The sequence below is a fragment of the Evansella tamaricis genome, from assembly GCF_019042215.1.
GTDB classification, from domain to species: Bacteria; Bacillota; Bacilli; order Bacillales; family Salisediminibacteriaceae; genus Evansella; species Evansella tamaricis.
Genome location: NZ_JAHQCS010000062.1, coordinates 1 through 17,317, shown reverse-complemented (window position 1 = coordinate 17,317; position 17,317 = coordinate 1). Strand labels below are relative to the sequence as shown.

The 17,317-nt window shown below is 39.4% G+C and carries 13 protein-coding genes; 5 read left to right on the top strand and 8 right to left on the bottom strand.

Annotated features, from left to right (window positions below; translation table 11 throughout):
- Window positions 1–246 precede the first annotated feature (246 nt).
- On the top strand, window positions 247–1,149 hold the full coding sequence (locus KS419_RS05580; protein ID WP_217065084.1) for an oxidoreductase: 903 nt from the start codon (window positions 247–249) through the stop codon (window positions 1,147–1,149).
- A 191-nt stretch (window positions 1,150–1,340) separates the two neighbouring features.
- Here the strand turns inward: KS419_RS05580 and KS419_RS05575 are convergent, their stop codons facing one another.
- Both KS419_RS05575 and KS419_RS05570 read right to left on the bottom strand, forming a co-directional pair.
- Complete coding sequence (locus tag KS419_RS05575; RefSeq protein ID WP_217065083.1) at window positions 1,341–1,781, bottom strand: HEAT repeat domain-containing protein; 441 nt, start codon at window positions 1,779–1,781, stop codon at window positions 1,341–1,343.
- Window positions 1,782–2,116: 335 nt separating this feature from the next.
- Window positions 2,117–2,257: a hypothetical protein gene (locus KS419_RS05570; protein WP_217065082.1), complete on the bottom strand. Its 141-nt coding sequence runs from the start codon at window positions 2,255–2,257 to the stop codon at window positions 2,117–2,119.
- Window positions 2,258–3,255: 998 nt separating this feature from the next.
- Here KS419_RS05570 and KS419_RS05565 point away from each other — a divergent pair.
- The 3 genes from KS419_RS05565 (at window position 3,256) to KS419_RS05555 (ending at window position 5,687) form a co-directional block, all read left to right on the top strand.
- Window positions 3,256–3,468, top strand: a complete 213-nt coding sequence (locus tag KS419_RS05565) for a hypothetical protein (RefSeq protein ID WP_217065081.1) — start codon at window positions 3,256–3,258, stop codon at window positions 3,466–3,468.
- Window positions 3,458–3,742: an HPr family phosphocarrier protein gene (locus KS419_RS05560; protein ID WP_217065080.1), complete on the top strand. Its 285-nt coding sequence runs from the start codon at window positions 3,458–3,460 to the stop codon at window positions 3,740–3,742. Before KS419_RS05565 ends, KS419_RS05560 begins: the two co-directional genes overlap by 11 nt.
- Before the next feature lie 235 nt (window positions 3,743–3,977).
- The gene (locus KS419_RS05555) at window positions 3,978–5,687 is read left to right on the top strand and encodes a DUF2207 domain-containing protein (RefSeq protein WP_217065079.1); all 1,710 of its coding nucleotides are present in this window, start codon (window positions 3,978–3,980) and stop codon (window positions 5,685–5,687) included.
- Between the two features lie 88 nt (window positions 5,688–5,775).
- On the opposite strand, the gene abc-f is transcribed toward KS419_RS05555, so the two are convergent.
- The 6 genes from abc-f to KS419_RS05525 form a co-directional block, all read right to left on the bottom strand.
- Window positions 5,776–7,734 carry a ribosomal protection-like ABC-F family protein gene (gene abc-f, locus KS419_RS05550; protein ID WP_246593667.1) on the bottom strand — a complete coding sequence of 653 codons (1,959 nt, stop codon included), beginning with the start codon at window positions 7,732–7,734 and terminating at the stop codon, window positions 5,776–5,778.
- 845 nt (window positions 7,735–8,579) lie between these two features.
- A complete protein-coding gene (locus KS419_RS05545; protein WP_217065078.1) occupies window positions 8,580–9,413 on the bottom strand; it encodes a class I SAM-dependent methyltransferase in 834 nt (277 codons plus the stop codon).
- Between the two features lie 137 nt (window positions 9,414–9,550).
- A complete protein-coding gene (locus KS419_RS05540; RefSeq protein WP_217065077.1) occupies window positions 9,551–10,786 on the bottom strand; it encodes a GNAT family N-acetyltransferase in 1,236 nt (411 codons plus the stop codon).
- A 50-nt stretch (window positions 10,787–10,836) separates the two neighbouring features.
- Window positions 10,837–11,925: a DUF6920 family protein gene (locus KS419_RS05535; protein ID WP_343215028.1), complete on the bottom strand. Its 1,089-nt coding sequence runs from the start codon at window positions 11,923–11,925 to the stop codon at window positions 10,837–10,839.
- A gap of 568 nt (window positions 11,926–12,493) precedes the next feature.
- A complete protein-coding gene (locus KS419_RS05530) occupies window positions 12,494–13,522 on the bottom strand; it encodes an aminoglycoside phosphotransferase family protein (protein ID WP_217065076.1) in 1,029 nt (342 codons plus the stop codon).
- Between the two features lie 90 nt (window positions 13,523–13,612).
- Window positions 13,613–15,061 carry an OmpA family protein gene (locus KS419_RS05525; RefSeq protein ID WP_217065075.1) on the bottom strand — a complete coding sequence of 483 codons (1,449 nt, stop codon included), beginning with the start codon at window positions 15,059–15,061 and terminating at the stop codon, window positions 13,613–13,615.
- 436 nt (window positions 15,062–15,497) lie between these two features.
- Here KS419_RS05525 and KS419_RS05520 point away from each other — a divergent pair, with 436 nt between their 5' ends.
- A complete protein-coding gene (locus tag KS419_RS05520; RefSeq protein WP_217065051.1) occupies window positions 15,498–16,910 on the top strand; it encodes an IS110 family RNA-guided transposase in 1,413 nt (470 codons plus the stop codon).
- The last annotated feature ends 407 nt before the right edge of the window (window positions 16,911–17,317 follow it).

Genomic DNA, 17,317 nt, shown 5'->3' with positions numbered 1-17,317 from the left:
TTAAATAATATTTTAACGCTTAAATTTGTGTTTAGGGAACCTAGATATACTATGAATAATTCAGCTCGGTTCCCTATTTTCTATCACAAAACTGGATCATTAATAGGGGGAAATATAGTAATTGTCTAGAATCGAGGGAACAAACTTACCTTCGTTCATCATAAGTTCATAATCATCCTTTATACTTATACTAGTATTGTGCAATCAGTAAGTTTCTACATTATACATGATGGGATGTATGGACATATGACGAAAAAAATTGTTGTTATCACAGGAGCAAATAGTGGCTTAGGGCTAGAAACGGCGAAGTATTTCATAAGTACGGGAAATATTGTCGTCATGGCAGTGAGAGATGTGATAAAAGGGGAAACGGCTAAACAGAAGCTCCTTCAGCTTTTTCCAAAGGGTAACATGGATGTCCTATATCTAGATCTGACAAAACTATCAAGCGTCCACGCATTTGTAGGAGAATTTAAACAAAAATACAATAACCTAGATTTATTGATTAATAATGCCGGGGTGATGATTCCCCCCTTTACGAAAACGGAGGATGGCTTTGAACTCCAGTTTGGTGCGAACCACTTAGGTCACTTTGCATTAACAGGACTACTGCTACCATTATTGGAAAAGAGTACTGCTCCACGTGTTGTGACACTCAGCTCCATTGCCCACCGAAATGGGATCATCAATTTCGATAATCTCGATGGATCCAATGGATACAAAGCTATGAAGTTTTACAGCCAAAGCAAGCTGGCGAATCTCTTGTTCGCCAAAGAACTGGATGACCGTTTGAAACGGAATAACTTTAAAACAATCAGTTTAGCAGCACACCCTGGTATTTCTTCTACTAACCTCTTTAAACTTGGGAAAGAAAAAAATCCATGGTATATTAAGCCACTTATGAATCTATTTGCACAGTCTGCTGAAAAAGGCGCATTGCCTACAATTATGGCAGCTACGGACACAAAACTGGCAGGAGGAGAATATATCGGACCTGATGGTAAAGGGAATCGAAAAGGGAATCCTGCTATTGAAGTCCCAAATAAAAACGTCTACCAGAAAGAAACGATGGAAAGATTATGGGAAATTTCCGAACAATTGACTTCGGTTCGTTATGACTTTTCTTTAAATAAACCATTAAGTTCCTAACGAGACTGCAGTTACCTCTTAAACGTCTCGTCTTATCACGATAGGTTTACTCATTCAGAAGAACCAAGCTTTTACTTGAAGTATCAGCTTGGTTCTTTACAGTAGTATACTACTCCCAAATGCCTATTCTGCCTCTAACATCTTCCAATTGCAGCAAGTTACAATGGAAGGAAGCTTTAGGTTGGATTAACTTACCTTGTACGCAATTCTGCCCATGTTTCCTCAAGCCACTTATCAAAATCAGGGCCCTTATCCCCTTCGTATGTATCATATAAATCAATTCTCATTTTTTTCACTTTCTCTTTGAAATCCTCATACGAATGATCTTTCGGCAAACTCTTTTTTATCCGAACTAAAATCTTTTTCGTCCCCTTAATTGGATCTTCCTCTTTCTTTTCAGGCATCGTCACCGCTTCACCCATAGCCTGAAGCTTGCGAAAGGCGGCAGTCTGTACTTTATACACTGGATCTCCCGTCATCGCATGTTTCAATAACTCGATCGTCTCTCTATTCTTCCATTGACCCAATTCGTCCACAGCATTCAGACGCTCTCGCCAATTGGACATTCTATTTATATTCTTCTTTAACTCATTGAAATTCTCCGGCAAATCTGTACGGTTCTCGTTACTCAAAACTATCCAATCCCTTCTTGTTAAACATTTCTTCACTATTTTACCAATATTAACACATTCACATACGTATCTGTTACATACTTCTCTTTTTGTATAGATTTTTGTTTTTAAAGCAAAATTTTTGCTTGGATACACTCCAGGCGGACGCTTTCACCTCAGGCACAAGTGTGACATCTTCTCGTGTTCATTCTTCGCAGTGTCTTCTTTGCCGCGGGTACAGCAACAAAGAGGGTTGCTTCGTCGAATCCACTGCGATTTGTTTCGACGGATACACTACAAAGATTTACTAGTAGAGGAAGAAACAGCCTCGCTCGGGGACAACTTGCTCCAGCTTCTTACCGAAACCCTTCACGACCTTCTTGTTCGGTCAGAAGTTCTCCAACTTCTGACCGAAATCCTTTTCGGCCTTCTTGTTCGGGAAGAAGTTGCTCCAGCTTCTGACCGAAATCCTTCTCGGCCTTCTCGTTCGGGAACAACTTGCTCCAGCTTCTTACCGAAATCCGTCTCGGGCTCCTCGTTCGGGAACAACTTGCTCCAGCTTCTTACCGAAATCCTTCTCGGGCTCCTCGTTCGGGAACAACTTGCTCCAGCTTCTTACCGAAACCCTTCACGGCCTTCTAATTCGGGAACAACTTGCTCCAGCTTCTTACCGAAATCCTTCACGGCCTTCTAATTCGGGAACAACTTGCTCCAGCTTCTTACCGAAATCCTTCTCGGCCTTCTCGTTCGGGAACAACTTGCTCCAACTTCTTACCAAAATCCTTCTCCACCTCCTCGTTCGGGAACAACTTGTTCCAACTTCTGACCGAAATCCTTCTTGTCCTCCTCGTTCGGGAACAACTTGCTCCAGCTTCTTACCGAAACCCTTCTCGGCCTTCTCGTTCGGGAACAACTTGCTCCAGCTTCTGACCGAAATCCTTCTCGGCCTCCTGACAAAACCGTGTTTGCGGGGGCTTCACCTCGCGCTGTTCCCGCAGGATTCTCTTGTGCGACGAGTAACCGCAGGAGCAAATATTCTCTTTTGCGACGAGTAACCGCAGGAGCAAATATTCTCTTTTGCGACGAGTAACCGCAGGAGCAAAGAGCGTAACTTCTCTGCAAATGCTTCGATTTATCTCAACGGACAGGACGTCCTAATATCGCGCATTCCACAGGACGTGGCGCTTTGCCCGATGAACGGATATGCTCCAGCGGAATGCTCGCAGAGGAAAAGACAGTCATGCCGCCTTTCACTTCTCCAAGCTTTTCTCAAAAAACAACAAAGTTTAAAAAATGAGCCTCCCCCCCAAAAAACAAACTTGGTATTTTTTAGAAGGTGACATCAATGATTTTATTCTCGAATCTCTTGATCAAGGTCTTTGGTTCTCAAAAGCTCACAAGCATCACCTCTCTATTTGAAAAACTAGTAAAAGCAACGAAGATTCAATACTTTTTTAAGGAAAAACTTTAGTTTATTTGGGGGAGGTTTTCTGATTTGTTCGTTAAAATAAAGGAAGAAGATTATGTAAGCGTTTTTATAGAATCACTAAAAACCAAAGTGTACAGGAGACAAACCAAAAAGGCAAAACCATTTCAAATGCTTTTTGAAAGCGCTTCAAACAATTCAAACAACGAAATGGACAAATCTGATGACCCATTAGGTTATCTTATCAGCAAAATCAAGGAGGTATATCCAAATGGAAATTAAGAAACATTTTTATGTTCACGAAGGGACATTTAATGTTCAGAATATATTAGAATTAATTCAGTTAAATAGTTCCTTTGATTGCGAAGTTAATGTAAAGAAGAACGATAAAACCATTAATGCGAAAAGCATTTTAGGAACGATGAACCTGTTTATTTATTTAAGGTCTGGGGAAGAGTTTACGATTATTCTTAATGGTAATGATTCGGAGGACGCCAATGAACAGATTACTCAACTCCTCGAAAAACATGTTACAGTAACTCCTATTTTATCCTAAGCAAAACATAATTATCGATTCTTTATTTAACAGATGGAAAGCTTCGTTGTAGTTAATTAAGAAATAGTAAAGAAGCGTGCCAGGCGATGGCTACGCTTCTTTGGCAATGTCACTAATCTGTTACTCTTCTTGGTTCTGGCAACAAGAATAGGCTGTTCCCTCCCGTTGAAATTGGTGGTCCGCATGAAACCTTTCCGAACTGAATAACGTAAAAAAGAAAAGGAGGGTGTCGATAATGCTAAAAAAACGACTAAGTCTTTTTTTATTACTTATATTATTTTTCTTTCCTATGAAGGTTTTCGCTGTTGACTTTACAATTACTGATGTGGACATTAACGCCTACTTACAGGAAGACGGGACTGTCCTCGTAGAGGAAAGCCATACGTATGACTTTTCTGGGGAGTTCGGTGGGATTATTCGTTCCCTAATCCCAAATACAGGGGCAGATATCCAGTCTATAGAAGCATTTGAAGGGAATACACCGTTACAGATAGAAATGAATCTACCAGAGTACCGGATTCACCGGTCTGGAAATGATGAGCAGATTACCATTGATCTTCACTATGAAATTATCAATGGCGTAGTTATTTACGAGGATGTGGCTGATTTTTACTGGTCCTTTTTTGATGAGAGTAACTCATCCACTTATGAAAATTTGACGATTACTATTTTTCCACCAGAAGAAACTACAGATGTCATTGCTTTCGGTTACGACGAAGCATTCCAAACGGAAATGGTGTTAGAAAATGGACTGGTTCAATTCACGCTTGGGATGGTGCCTAGCAATAAGAACGGGGATATCCGAGTAGCGTATGATGCCAGTCTTTTCCCTAATGCCACAAACACCTCGGAAGGTATGATGGCAGATGAATTGGAAGCAACTCATCAACAATTGATTAATGAAGCGATTGCCCATGCTGAGCAAAAGGAGCTATTGCAATCGATCGGGATGGTTCTTCTTCCCGTTTTGGGTCTCCTCTTCCTTTTGTTCTTCTGTAAAGCTAGGTTAGAAGTGAAAAGGAAGCATGACGCAATCAGCCGTGAGTTGGAAAATGGGGCTCAAGGTTTAGTTCCACAAGAAAAGCTATCCATGCCAGCGACGATCGTTTTTACAAATCATAACTACTTCCTCCCTGAAACAGTAGCGGCTTCCTTGTTGGATCTTGTACGTAAAGGTCATGTGAAAAACGTAGAGGGAAATCTGTTCCAATTAGTCAATCGACACCATTTATTAGAGCATGAAGAGATGTTAGTTTCGTGGCTCTTTGATGAAATCGGAGAGAATGATTTATTCCACTTTGATGATTTAGAAAATTATACGAAAATAGAAGCGAACAGCAACAAATATCTCCAGCACCAGGGGAATTGGCAGTCAGCTGTCAAAAGAGAAATAAACGATGCCGATTTATACGAAACGAAAAGGGAGACGAAGCTCTTGTTAGGTACATTCAGTCTCGTTCCCATTCCTTTCGGGATATTTTGTATCATCAACGAATTATTTGCCATGTTTTTCATGTCTCTTGCCTTAACCTTATCCTTTTTAGTTTTTGCCATCGGTTATCGGCCACGAACATGGGAAGGAACAAAATTAGTACTGGAATGGCATAAATTTAGAAAGGACTTCCTTACCATTTCAGGAGATGAGTGGCAAAGCTTGACGGAAGACGATAAAATGAGAGCGTTCATTTATGGTTTAGGAGTTAATGAAAAGAAACTTAAGAATAAAAATGAATCGTTAGTCAACGCTTTTCAAACACCAGTAAGTCACCAGACTGGAATGGCTTACGCCTTTGATCCCAATTGGTTACTCGTAGCTGCCTTAGCCTCTACTTCGTTTAAAACCGCAGACAGTAATACGTCCGTTGATACAAGTAGTTCAAGTGGCGGTATTAGCGGCGGTGGAGCTGGCGGTGCTGGCGGCGGCGGTGGGTCAGGGGCATTCTAGAATGGAATAATGCATTAATTAAAGTGCCTGACCCCCATCTCGTTAGAACCTTAACGCATTTGGGGGTAGGCACCAAAATTCATTTCTATTAGTAATTACTGTTTAGCCATTGTTCCATTACATGATCCATCTCTCTCATTAAAGCGACTTTCTGATCATAAAGCTCTTGAAGTTTCGTATATTCCAGGCGGTCAGAAGCCATGACTATTTCAAGCTTATCAATTTCCCGTTCCAGACGTTCAATCTTTGCCAGAACTTCAGTCTCAGCTTCAGCTACATCCCCTTCCTTTCTTATACCTTTACCGTCACTCTTTTGATTTTCTGATATTCCCTGCTTGAATTCCTGCACTTCTAAATGTTTAAGAACTTGCTTTTCCCTTTCTTTCTTATAATCATCGAAATTCCCATCGTAGCTTTTCAAAGCATGATCCTCTATTGCAATCACCCGTTCAGCTATTTTATTAATAAAATAGCGATCATGGGAAATAAAGAAAATGGTTCCCTTAAACTCTTCAAGAGCTGCCTCAAGGGTCTCAATGGAATCAATATCAAGATGATTTGTCGGCTCATCCAGTATCAATAGGTTAATATCTTGATATAGCAGCATAGCGAGCCTTAACCTTATCCTCTCCCCACCAGACAAATGCTTTATTTTCTTGAAAACACTGTTTTTATAAAACATAAATTTGGAAAGGTATTCCCGTGCCTTTCCCTCCAAGATAGAGATATCTTCCCTAAAGGATTCCAGTACCGTAGTTTCCTCATTACTAAAAGATAGTTTCTGTGGTAAATAGGCCACTTTCACATTCGCCCCTAACTCTATCACTCCACTATCTGGCTTCTCTTCCCCTAAAAGCATTTTGAGGAAAGTGGTTTTTCCGCTGCCATTTGGACCAACAAGCCCCACCCTTTCACCAAAATAGATCATGACATTGGCATCCTTTACGATCGCTTTATCTCCAAAGCACTTAGAAATTCCCACTGCCTTGATCGTTTCATTTCCAGACCTTTGTGTTTCCTTAAAGTCCAGCTGCATATTTCTTCTGTGAAAAATCGGTTTATCGATCCGATCCATTTTATCCAACTTTTTCTGGATACTGGCCGCCCTTTTGAAAAACTTATTGTTATCCGCTCGCATGGCCCAGTCCCTAAGATTCATGACCGTCTTTTCCATTGTTTTGACCTTCTTTTGCTGCTCTCTGAAGTGCTCATATTGAATACGCATATTCTCCTCTTTTTGCTCAACAAATGAGGAATAATTTCCTTTATAGGAAATGGACTCCATATCCTCGATCTCCACAATTTTTGATACGACATTATCAAGAAAATACCGGTCATGGGAAACGAGAAGGACAATGCCCTTATAGGTTTTCAAGTAGTCTTCAAGCCATTCAATTGCTTGCATATCCAAGTGGTTAGTAGGCTCATCTAACAATAATATATCCGGTTGGTGGATCAATAGTTTCCCAAGAACGACCGTTGTTTTTTCTCCACCACTCAATACATCAAAGTCCTTCTCCAAAAAGGTTTCTGAGAAATGAAGGCCTGAACTTACCTTCTTAAGTTTCTCCTCCCTCTCGTAACCACCTTTTACTTCGAATGATTGAACCAGGTCACTGTATCTCTGTAAAGCCTTTTCTAAAGCCCTATCCTCGAGTGTCTTCATTTCCTCTTCCAATCGTCGCATTTGAAGCTCTAGCTTTTCAATTTCTTCAAAAGCTAGATTTAATACATCAATCACTTTTAACCCTTCCGGATAGACCGGTGATTGTTCAAGATAAGCTTTCGTGGCCGATTTCGGTAAATGAATAAGACCTTCATCATAACCATAGCTGGAGGTCTGAGGGTAGCCCGGATAATAATTCATTTTCTCTATTCCAGCAATAATCTTTAGAATCGTACTCTTCCCGCATCCATTTGCCCCTACAATCCCGATTTTTTCGCCCTCATAAGCCTCGAGCGAAAAATTTTTTACCACAAGCGTTGCTTCCATAAATTTTTTGATACCCGTTAATTTCATCTCTAACATAACGATTCCTTCTTTCATCCATTAGCTTCCTTGCACTCTATGGATAGGAAAAAGAGGAACTTCAATACTGTTATTTTATGGCTCTATTTACATAGATTTTTTTCAGCAAAATTTTTGCTTGGATACACTACAGGCGGACGCTTTCACACAAGGTACAAGTGCGACATCTGCTCATTCTTCGCAGTGTCTTCTTTGCCGCCGGGCACGGCCTCAGCCTCCTCGACGAAAACCGTGTCTGCGGGGTCTTCACCTCGCATTCCTGTCTCTTCCTCTAAAAGCATTGCTCTGTGGATTATCCGTTGAGACAACTCGATGCTTATTCAAGGAGATTTGCTCGTCGCTGGAGTCGCCGCCTTTCACTTCTCCAAGCTTTTTTCAAAAAGCCACAAAATATAAGAAAAGAGCCTATTAAATTAATAAAAAAGACCGTAAGAAGATAGATTCTTCTTACAGTCCATATCATCTGTGAAATAATTTATTGAGAGTTGTTTACAACAGATCGGCACACTTAAAAAAGCACCGTTCTATTATATAGGAGATATATCCAGCTCTGTTTCATTAAATTATCAGCACTCGATCTTAGTAAAGTAAGTTTCCATCTTAATTGCCGTATTCCATAAAGAGCAAACTCAAATAAACCTAATTCGATAGGTTAAAATTGACACTCGTTACAAAATAACTATTAATTTTCATGAAAAAAATTAATATTAGCAATTAGTGGGTTCCATAAACTTACTATCCTCCTTTACAACAATCCACTATATTATCGCACTATTCCATTTTTTTGTAAATAAATTTTGGGAAAAAGTGTATGAAAACAAAATACTCCCTCATGACTATTATTTGATGGGCTTTTATCAGATCTATTTTTCCGCTACAATACAAATTGTTTTCGATTCATCAGAATAAGGTTTTCCAGTTACATCGGAATAGATATCACACTTCTGAAAACCTGCCATTTTAACTTCTGAAGTGATAGTTTCTTTCGAGTATCCTTTCAACCAATTTCTGATAATAGAAGCTTGACCATCTTTATCGATGATGACATATTGATCTAACCTCACATCTCCTTCATAAATATAGTGAGATTGAAAACATAGATGTTTGTCCGGCTTCCAAAAGCCACTTCCCTCACTTAAATACCATGTATGGTTTTCTTCTTTATCCTCAAATTCCTTTCTTGTAAAAACATCAAAAATGAACTTCCCCCCTGGTTTCAATGCATCATAAATTCTATTCAGTAAGCTTTCCCGATTTATATCTGACAACACCGCAAAGTCACAATATATTAACGTTACTACATCATATTCATTCTTTTCATTCAGATTTAAGTAGTTTTTGTAAACGTATTTTATATCCTCGTCCCTTTGACTTGCTTTTTCCTTGGCATAGGTAATCGACCTTTCGGAAAAGTCAATACCAGTAATGTCGTACCCCTTTTTATATAATCTTTCAGCATACAAACCAGGGCCACATCCTAAATCCAGAAGACTTGGATACATTGAAGATGGAACCATTTCTGCAATCCACTCTACAGATTGATCGATAAAGTCATGACATCTACTGGCCGCTTCCCAATTGGGATGCAAATGTGCTTCCAGCATCCCCTTTGAAATATGCTCATCATTCCAAAATTCACATGTACTTTGTGTAAATAGCTTTGGTTTTTCCAGATACTTATATAAATCTATTAACATGGTTCTCAGATCCTTTTCTATTCCTTTATTTGAGTGTGAATCTGCTACCTTAACTTTTATATCATTACTTCTTGCTAATTCTTCTTGCCACGAACATCCTTCAGGGCTTAAGTGAGCGTTGTTGTTTCTCTTTATTTTTATGGTGCTAGGTAATCGTCAGCACTAAAGGTAGTTAATTTAGGGAAGAGAAGATCTATTTCTCGTATGACTTGAGGAACTTTTGGCCATTGTTCCAGCGTTTCAGCTTGGTTAACGATTAGCTTCCCTTGAAAATATAGTTCCTTTGCTGACTTTAAGCCTGTTAGAAGAGGAACAATATCTGTCATAGTGGAAGTAACTTCACTTTGGCGATCAGAGTCTATGATTACTTTCCCATTTGGAAAAAGGGTATAGTTGTTATTATTCTCTTTTAAAACTTTATCTTTAATCGAAAATGAAATGGCATGTTTTGGTGGTTCACTAACCAATTTTTCTAAGAGAAAAGGGAAATCAACAATTCTAATCATTCTAGACATCCAACTTCCAAAATATAATTTTTTCTCAGGGCGCCCTAAATCTTTTAAGAATAAGGAAAGGGGAAAATCCTCTGGAATACTTGTAAAAACAAATTGACTGATAGAGTCATCCATATCTAACATAAACTGCTTCAAGGCGAAAAAGGCAGCCAATGTTGTATAACGGAAGGACGTCACCAACATGTTGCTTCCATCCACACTGTATAAAACAAATCCACACGGTTGCTTCTCTTTATCAAAAGCGACGGTTAGCTTTATGTCCTTTCGCTTATACTTAATGTCTTCATAACAAGGGGGCCAACGCAGTTCATTGTAAGGAGAGTGGGTAAATAAGTAATCATTTACTACCTTGTACGCTTCTTGGAGTTCTGTATTGTCAGCAATCACACCTGTTTTAACTGTGTAGTCACATTGCTCTATTTCATCAGAACAAAACAAGCGATCTATATCAATTCTGTATTGGTCACAAGCAAATTCAAACCCGAATTTACGATAAAAAGAATCCCTAGAAGGATCCACCAGCATAATAGGGATCCTATCTTCTTTACAACGTTTTGCATCATTTAGCATTTGTTGATGAATTAAACCTCTCCCCTGATAGGAAGGAAGGGTGGCTAATCCGTCAATATAATGTCCTGTAAACTCTTTATTTCTGATTGTTACAGAAACATTTAAGCTTAAGTAAGTAGATACTAATTGATTACCATCAAGCCAACCATAAGCATAGTTCCATAAATCATCTTGGTTGAAAAAATACTGGGAAAACTCACTGTCAAATTCCTCATCGTCCTGAAAAGCTTCTTTCCATACCTTTACTACTTCATCTTTATATTGTTTATCTAATTTTATCCGTTTCATCTATTCCACTTCTTTCATTTTCCACTTCTTTTTTCAAGTCAATAAGGTAATTATTGTAAACGGAAATCAACTACTTCAAATCGATACCATGTAAAAGGTTCACCTTCAAGCACCCAGGAGATGTCCACCTTTACTGGAATTCGAAGTCCATTTATCTCTTCATATTCATGAATTTGCCCAATGCATTCTATTGGCTCTGCTTTCTCATCATGATCTTTGTATCGAAAGGCACTTACCCGAACTAGCTCCCCAGATCCATTTTTATCAAAATGAAATGATGCGATAGCCTCCATACCTTCATACCTCATCTGCGCTTCTGCTGTAAAAGGATCCACTTCCTTCCAGGAAATATAAGGCTGCAAGGCAGCAGTTGGAAAAAGGGGAAGTTCTAAGAGAAATCGTTGCATGGTAGACTGATCTACTTTTTCATTATTAGAAACGTTTACAACCGGAAAAAGGGATGCTACTTTAATTTTCATATCACCTGTGCCACCTCTGAAAAGATCACGCCCAACCACATCCACCACTGGAAGCATGTCAACGGATACCCTCCACCAAAATCCAGGCGTACCAGTCGTGACATATTGTTCTGCTTCCGATGCACTCCATTTCCCATCCGGTTCTAATTTCATCTCACCAATCTGCCGAAATGATATTGTATCAATATCCTCTCTTCCAACAACACCTACATGATTCAACCAAGTTCGTACATTAGAAGGTAAATCGTGTAGCATTTCTTCCGTAATTAATGCCGTACTTGTTTCATTTTCTGCTAGTAGGTTTTCTAATTCTTTCGCTGTTTCCGAGGTAAACTTCCACGTTGCCATGCCAACGATGACTACTAGAAGAATAATGACATTCATAATGGTGCCGAATTTTGCATCTTGCCATGATAAAATGATCACCAATTGTGATAACACGACGGCAACGGCTGCAGGTATCCACCAATTTTCCATTTGGAATAGGAAAAAGATAGCCGCTAATAGAAACAATAAAAGAGTGAGTAACCAGACAACACCCACAGGTTTGGAAATGCTTTGTGTTAGTTGGTCCAGTTTAGCTAGTTCGAAAGCTTTAAGAAAACCCATGATATGAATTAATCCATGAATAACAACGAGAAACAGGAAAATAAATTTCACTTCGTCATCCTCCTAAAATATTCGTTCCTGTTACAGCTTCTAGGTTGATTTTACAAACAATTCAGGTAAATCTTTGAAGAGGATATGACAATTTTGTGAAATGATAGATAAGAAAAGCGAAAGCGCCTATGAACACGAGAGTAGGGCAGTGTCTCTTCCTCTGCAAGCATCGCTTGCGTGCTGCCACTGAGTAAACGTTCGTTGAACAATGAAAAAAGTGCTTGATCCCTCAGAGCGTTAAAGCTTTAATGCATCTGGGGTCAGGCACCAACATCACAACTGTTTAACAAAGACTTCCCTAAGGTTAGGTTAATAGGATAATAGATGCTGTTATACCAACTTACTAACTTCAACACTTCCCAAGCCTTACCTTCAATAATAAGATCAACGTTGTGGTCTTGAGCATCCACTTCGGAATCATGTCAACGGCTTTTCCATATGTCACTACGTAGAAGGTGAAGCATATGAAGAACTTCTTTCTAGACGCCACTTTACCACCTTGTGAAAGTTTCGTCGCTTCGCTACTATAGCTCAGATTCCAGTAATATGTGTTACGAGTTATCCATCATTATTCCTTCCTCATCTCATAGATTTTTTGCAGGGTTTGGATGTGGAGAGTTCTTTCATCATCTCCTTCTTGAAGGTTGTCTTCCTCCCCTGCGTTCATGTACCACTCTACAAGTCTGTATCCGAACATAAGTAAAATCATCTCATAAACACAGTCATCTCTTATGTGCGAAATATCCGCGTATTCCGAAAAGCCCTTGTAATACGCTGGGATACATCTATGGTAGTATTCCACCATATGTTCAATATCCGCTTCATCCGCGATTAGGCTTGCCAAATCCTCACCTATATAGCCCCAACCAGCGGTATCCCAGTCGATGAGGATGGTTTTACCGTCTGAATGGAATATGTTTTCCACCCAAAAATCCCTGTGGCATAATACAATCGGAAGCTTTTCAATACGGCTGAATATTTCTTCTGCACGTTCATCAATATCAATAAGCATCTTACAAAGGTGTTTAGGGATTTTGCATTCGTCGGAACGTATATAATCGTACACTCTTTTCCATGACCGATAATGGAGATAAAAGTTCTTCATATAATCCACTTTGCTTACGTTGGTCATTTCCTGTAAAAAAGCAGGTTGTTCGGCAAATAACTTACCTTGGAACCGCCCTAATTCCTCGGCTGCACGTTCATACATATCGCCAGTCAAGTTTAATCCCGATATGCCTTCGATATACTCCATCCATAGCTGCGTTTCGGTTTCTCCTTCGTTCATTTCAACGTGAAAACATCCAGGCCAACGAAATGTTTCAGAAAACAGTGCGCCGAAATTAGATTTATAAAAATCATATTCCCTACGCCATGAGTCAGGGTCATTGTAGCGTTCCCATTTCTTCTGCGTTTTTAAAACGATTTTATAGGGTAACTCCACGCCATCAGTGTTCTCGGCATTGCCCGTAATAAGGTGTACATCACCCACTGTACCGCCATGTAATTGGTTGGATTGGTAGTCTGCCCCTATAATTTTTGTACCTAGTAATTTGCTTAAAACTAGTGTTAGCGTTTCTGTTTTTATTTCCCTCATTAGGAAGTCCCCCATTCTTCTTAATCGACAGTAATCGACAGGTGCCTGGCACCTGTCGTTGGCACCTGTCGATTCCTCCTACCTTCTTCATCAATCTTTTGGGTTAATGACCAGTTCCACACGACGATTGCGCTGACGACCATTTTCATCCTTATTGGAAGTAACTGGTGCGAACTCTCCAAATCCAACTATTTTAAAATCTAAGTGTTCCAAGGTATCGCCCTGTTCGATGATATAGTCAAAAACAGATGCAGCACGTTCTTCTGACAATCCAAGATTGTAGTCTGGATCCCCTGTATTATCTGTATGTCCGCGGATTTCAATGATGGTTCCATTAGGTAAATTGGCTAGAGTCGGTAACACTTCATAGATGATGTCCTTCGCTTCAGACTTTAATCGGCTTTCATCATAGTCAAATAGGATATCATCTGGAATAGTTAGCATCGTTTCGCCATCATCTATCGTAACTAACACATCTTCTGGCACTTCCAATTCAGGAGGGTCTAAGAAAAGTTTAGCTAGAATACTACCTTTATCATCCGATTTATTCACAATGTCACCGCTCATTTTTTCATAATTTTCACCGTAGACTTCTTCACTAATGGTTCGAAGTCTTGTTCCAATCCATGGACTCGCTTCCACTCTAACATAACTATCTGATCTTATCGTCGAATACGGGATGACTGTATCAAAGCGACCATCCTGCCGTACATATGCCTTATAAGGATTCGGATATCCTACAAAGCCTCCTAAGTCATTGCGGAAATAATTAATGTTTAATGCGGTTCCTTCTAATAGATTTGACCGCCCTTCCACATATACGTAGCGGTGGTCTGTTGTAAGGTCTGCCTCAATCCAAATCTCTGTGCTTCCATAATCCTCTGGTGGATCATATAATATAGGACCAGTAAGCTCATATTCTGTTATTTCTTCGTCCTGAAGGTGAACGAGTGTTTCAACATGAACACTCTTTTCAATCTCCCTTCTCGATTCTGAACGGACGATAAGAGGGCCTTCCATATTTTCTCCATTCTCACCATAATGATCTGCAATTTCATTTCTGAATCGTTTTCCATTTACGATTACATACACTCTAAAATCATCAACAACTGGCCGGCCCACTTCAAAACGAAATGTTCCGTCTTCTTCCACTTCGCCATTCGTATTAAAGTTACTAAAGTTGATCCTAACTTGGATTCTCTCCATGGAAATGAACTCAAGTCTAATGGGAGTCCCCGGTAGGAGGTTACTTACTCCATCCACAATAATTGCATCATCTTCTATGTAAGCAGTAGCGGACAAATCAATCAAATAATCTCCCAGTTCCTCCTGATTACCCACAGTTACTGAATCCTCTTCATCAAGCGCGACTTCATCGCTATTGGCCTTACCATTTCCTTCCTCGGTCATTTCCTCAACCACTATGTCTTCTTCCAGTTCTTTTTCTCCACTGGTCTCATCCTCCGGCAAATCACTGCACGCAACCATCATCACCATTAAACAGCATAATAAAAAGACATTGTTCCTTTTCCATTTCATTCCCATTCCCCCTATCCCCTGAGTATCACATTAACGCTTCCAACTCCACACAAGTACACACAAGTCCAGAGGTTGACACATTATAGACTGCAATAGTTTCCTAGATAAACGCTCCCGCCTCGCTATATATTAGTACGTCCATTTTAAACTCTAACTAGTAGTTTGTATAGGAGTTCTGAAAGCATTTCCCATGGTTTTGGTAATTAGTTATTAACCAATTAAGGATTGCTTTACTAACACTTATTCTTTAGCTATAACTCTTATCGACTCTACACCGTTGAGGTATTCCTATACAGCCGAAAAACCGACAGGAATCGACAGGTGCCTAGTATAGTAAATAGATCAAGATAATAAAAAAGGTCACCGTTTTCTAGTAGTATAGAAGTACCTATCACAGAACTTCTAATATACTATCCCAACCAAAGGAGAGAAAACGATGACTCATTCTATATTCAAACACATTCAAGGGAAAAATGGAAGTCGATGGGCTAAGTTTATTAAAGACGTAGGAACAGAGAATATATTATTAGTGGGAGTGGATGCAGCAAAGTACACCCATAAAGGGATGGTTAGTACCTATTTTGGGGAAATCATTGTAAGCCCATTTGAGTTCGATGCATCCCTTACGGGAATTGAAAGGGTCAAGGAACTAGTAAGCAAAATAGAAAAAGAATATGGCAAGAAGGAGATTGTAGTCGGAGTGGAGACAACAGGGCATTACTATGAGGACCTAGTTCTTCATTGTCATCTTGCAGGGTTTCATGTTCGTATCATTAATTCAGCGACTACCGCCAAGGAACGAGAAGCACTTTTAAATTGGTCGAAGACAGATAACCTGGATCTCATGGCTATCATCCAAGTACTAATAAATGGACATGGTACATTCGCCGATTTGACGAGCGGAAAGATACGTGAACTACAAAAATTAACACGTGCTCGCCGTGAATTAGTGAAAGAAATGTCTACAATGAAGAATTTAATAAGGTCTTATATTGATCATATATTTAGAGAGTTTCAAGGAAAAAGTGTATGGGTCGATGGAAAAAGAGAAAAAGTGAAACCCTTTTCGGATCTCTTTGGGAAAACCTCACGGTTTATCATGCGCCATTATTTACATCCTAGCGATATACTTACTCTTGGGGCCGAAGGGCTACGCAAAGTATCTGTTGATCATAATCTCAAAATACGAGATGAAAGTATTGATATATTACTAGATTTCGCTCAAAACTCCATTTCAAGAGGAAAACAATTGGTAAAATCAGAACAATTTCTTCTTAACCAAAAGTTAGATCAGTTTGATTTACTCGATAGGAATATTAAAGAGCTAGAGAAAAGGATAGAGGATCTTTTCATTGAAACCGACGGTGGAATTCTCCTAAGCGTCCCTGGAATAGGTGTTGTGACTGGTGCTGAATTGTTTGCGGAAATGGGCGATATATCGGATTTTGATCATGCAGGGCAATTAATCAAGATGGCTGGAACGAATCCAATTGTCAAGCAGTCAGGCGACAGAAATCCTTCCTACTATGGAGTCTCAAAGCAAGGAAGAAGGCAATTTAGAAATATTGTTTACCAAGTAGGGAGATCATTGGCCCATAATAACCCAGAGATGAATCAAAGGTACAAAGCGTTCAAAGAACGTGGGAAACACCACCGACAAGCATACGTGGCATTAGGGAATCGTATGATACGTTTAGCCTTTTCAATGATCCGAAACAATACTTTATACCGTACTAACCAGGGGAATTATCGTTTATACAATGAATTATATAAAAAGCTGCATAGTCCTAATATAAAACGTTTTTATGAAAAGTTCGTAGCGTCTGAAACTTACCACCAATCGGCTTAGAAAGTAAAAATCTATTTATAATAATCAAAGCAACCAATTTATAAATCCTATGTATAAAACATATAAGATATAAAAATTAGAAGTTAAATTTAGAAGGTTAAAACAGGGACTCCTCTAGGACGTTAGATCACATTGTTTATTGTGCCTGAGGCTTTAGACCTCGCGTGCCAGCGTAATGGATCTTGTCCTGCAAGTACGAATAATACGTGAAGAAAAAGTTGTATTTACTAGGCGGTACCTCTGTAGTATGAAAACGCAAGATCCTTTCACGTCGTAGAAGAGTCCTTTTATATTGTTCTGTGATAGTTGATCCTTTTCAAAAAAATGGAAAACGGAAGGTTTAGTTTGAGTTACCCTTTTTTAGCCAAAATTCATTATTGACTTATTTACCATTATACGCTGGCACC

Bases quoted from the DNA above. Each gene is read 5' to 3' on its own strand.
- KS419_RS05580 (WP_217065084.1), top strand. From the start codon at position 247: ATGACGAAAAAAATTGTTGTTATCACAGGAGCAAATAGTGGCTTAGGG.
- KS419_RS05560 (WP_217065080.1), top strand. From the start codon at position 3,458: ATGGAAATTAAGAAACATTTTTATGTTCACGAAGGGACATTTAATGTT.
- KS419_RS05555 (WP_217065079.1), top strand. From the start codon at position 3,978: ATGCTAAAAAAACGACTAAGTCTTTTTTTATTACTTATATTATTTTTC.
- abc-f (WP_246593667.1), bottom strand. From the start codon at position 7,734: ATGAAAGAAGGAATCGTTATGTTAGAGATGAAATTAACGGGTATCAAA.
- KS419_RS05545 (WP_217065078.1), bottom strand. From the start codon at position 9,413: ATGTTAATAGATTTATATAAGTATCTGGAAAAACCAAAGCTATTTACA.
- KS419_RS05540 (WP_217065077.1), bottom strand. From the start codon at position 10,786: ATGAAACGGATAAAATTAGATAAACAATATAAAGATGAAGTAGTAAAG.
- KS419_RS05530 (WP_217065076.1), bottom strand. From the start codon at position 13,522: ATGAGGGAAATAAAAACAGAAACGCTAACACTAGTTTTAAGCAAATTA.
- KS419_RS05525 (WP_217065075.1), bottom strand. From the start codon at position 15,061: ATGAAATGGAAAAGGAACAATGTCTTTTTATTATGCTGTTTAATGGTG.
- KS419_RS05520 (WP_217065051.1), top strand. From the start codon at position 15,498: ATGACTCATTCTATATTCAAACACATTCAAGGGAAAAATGGAAGTCGA.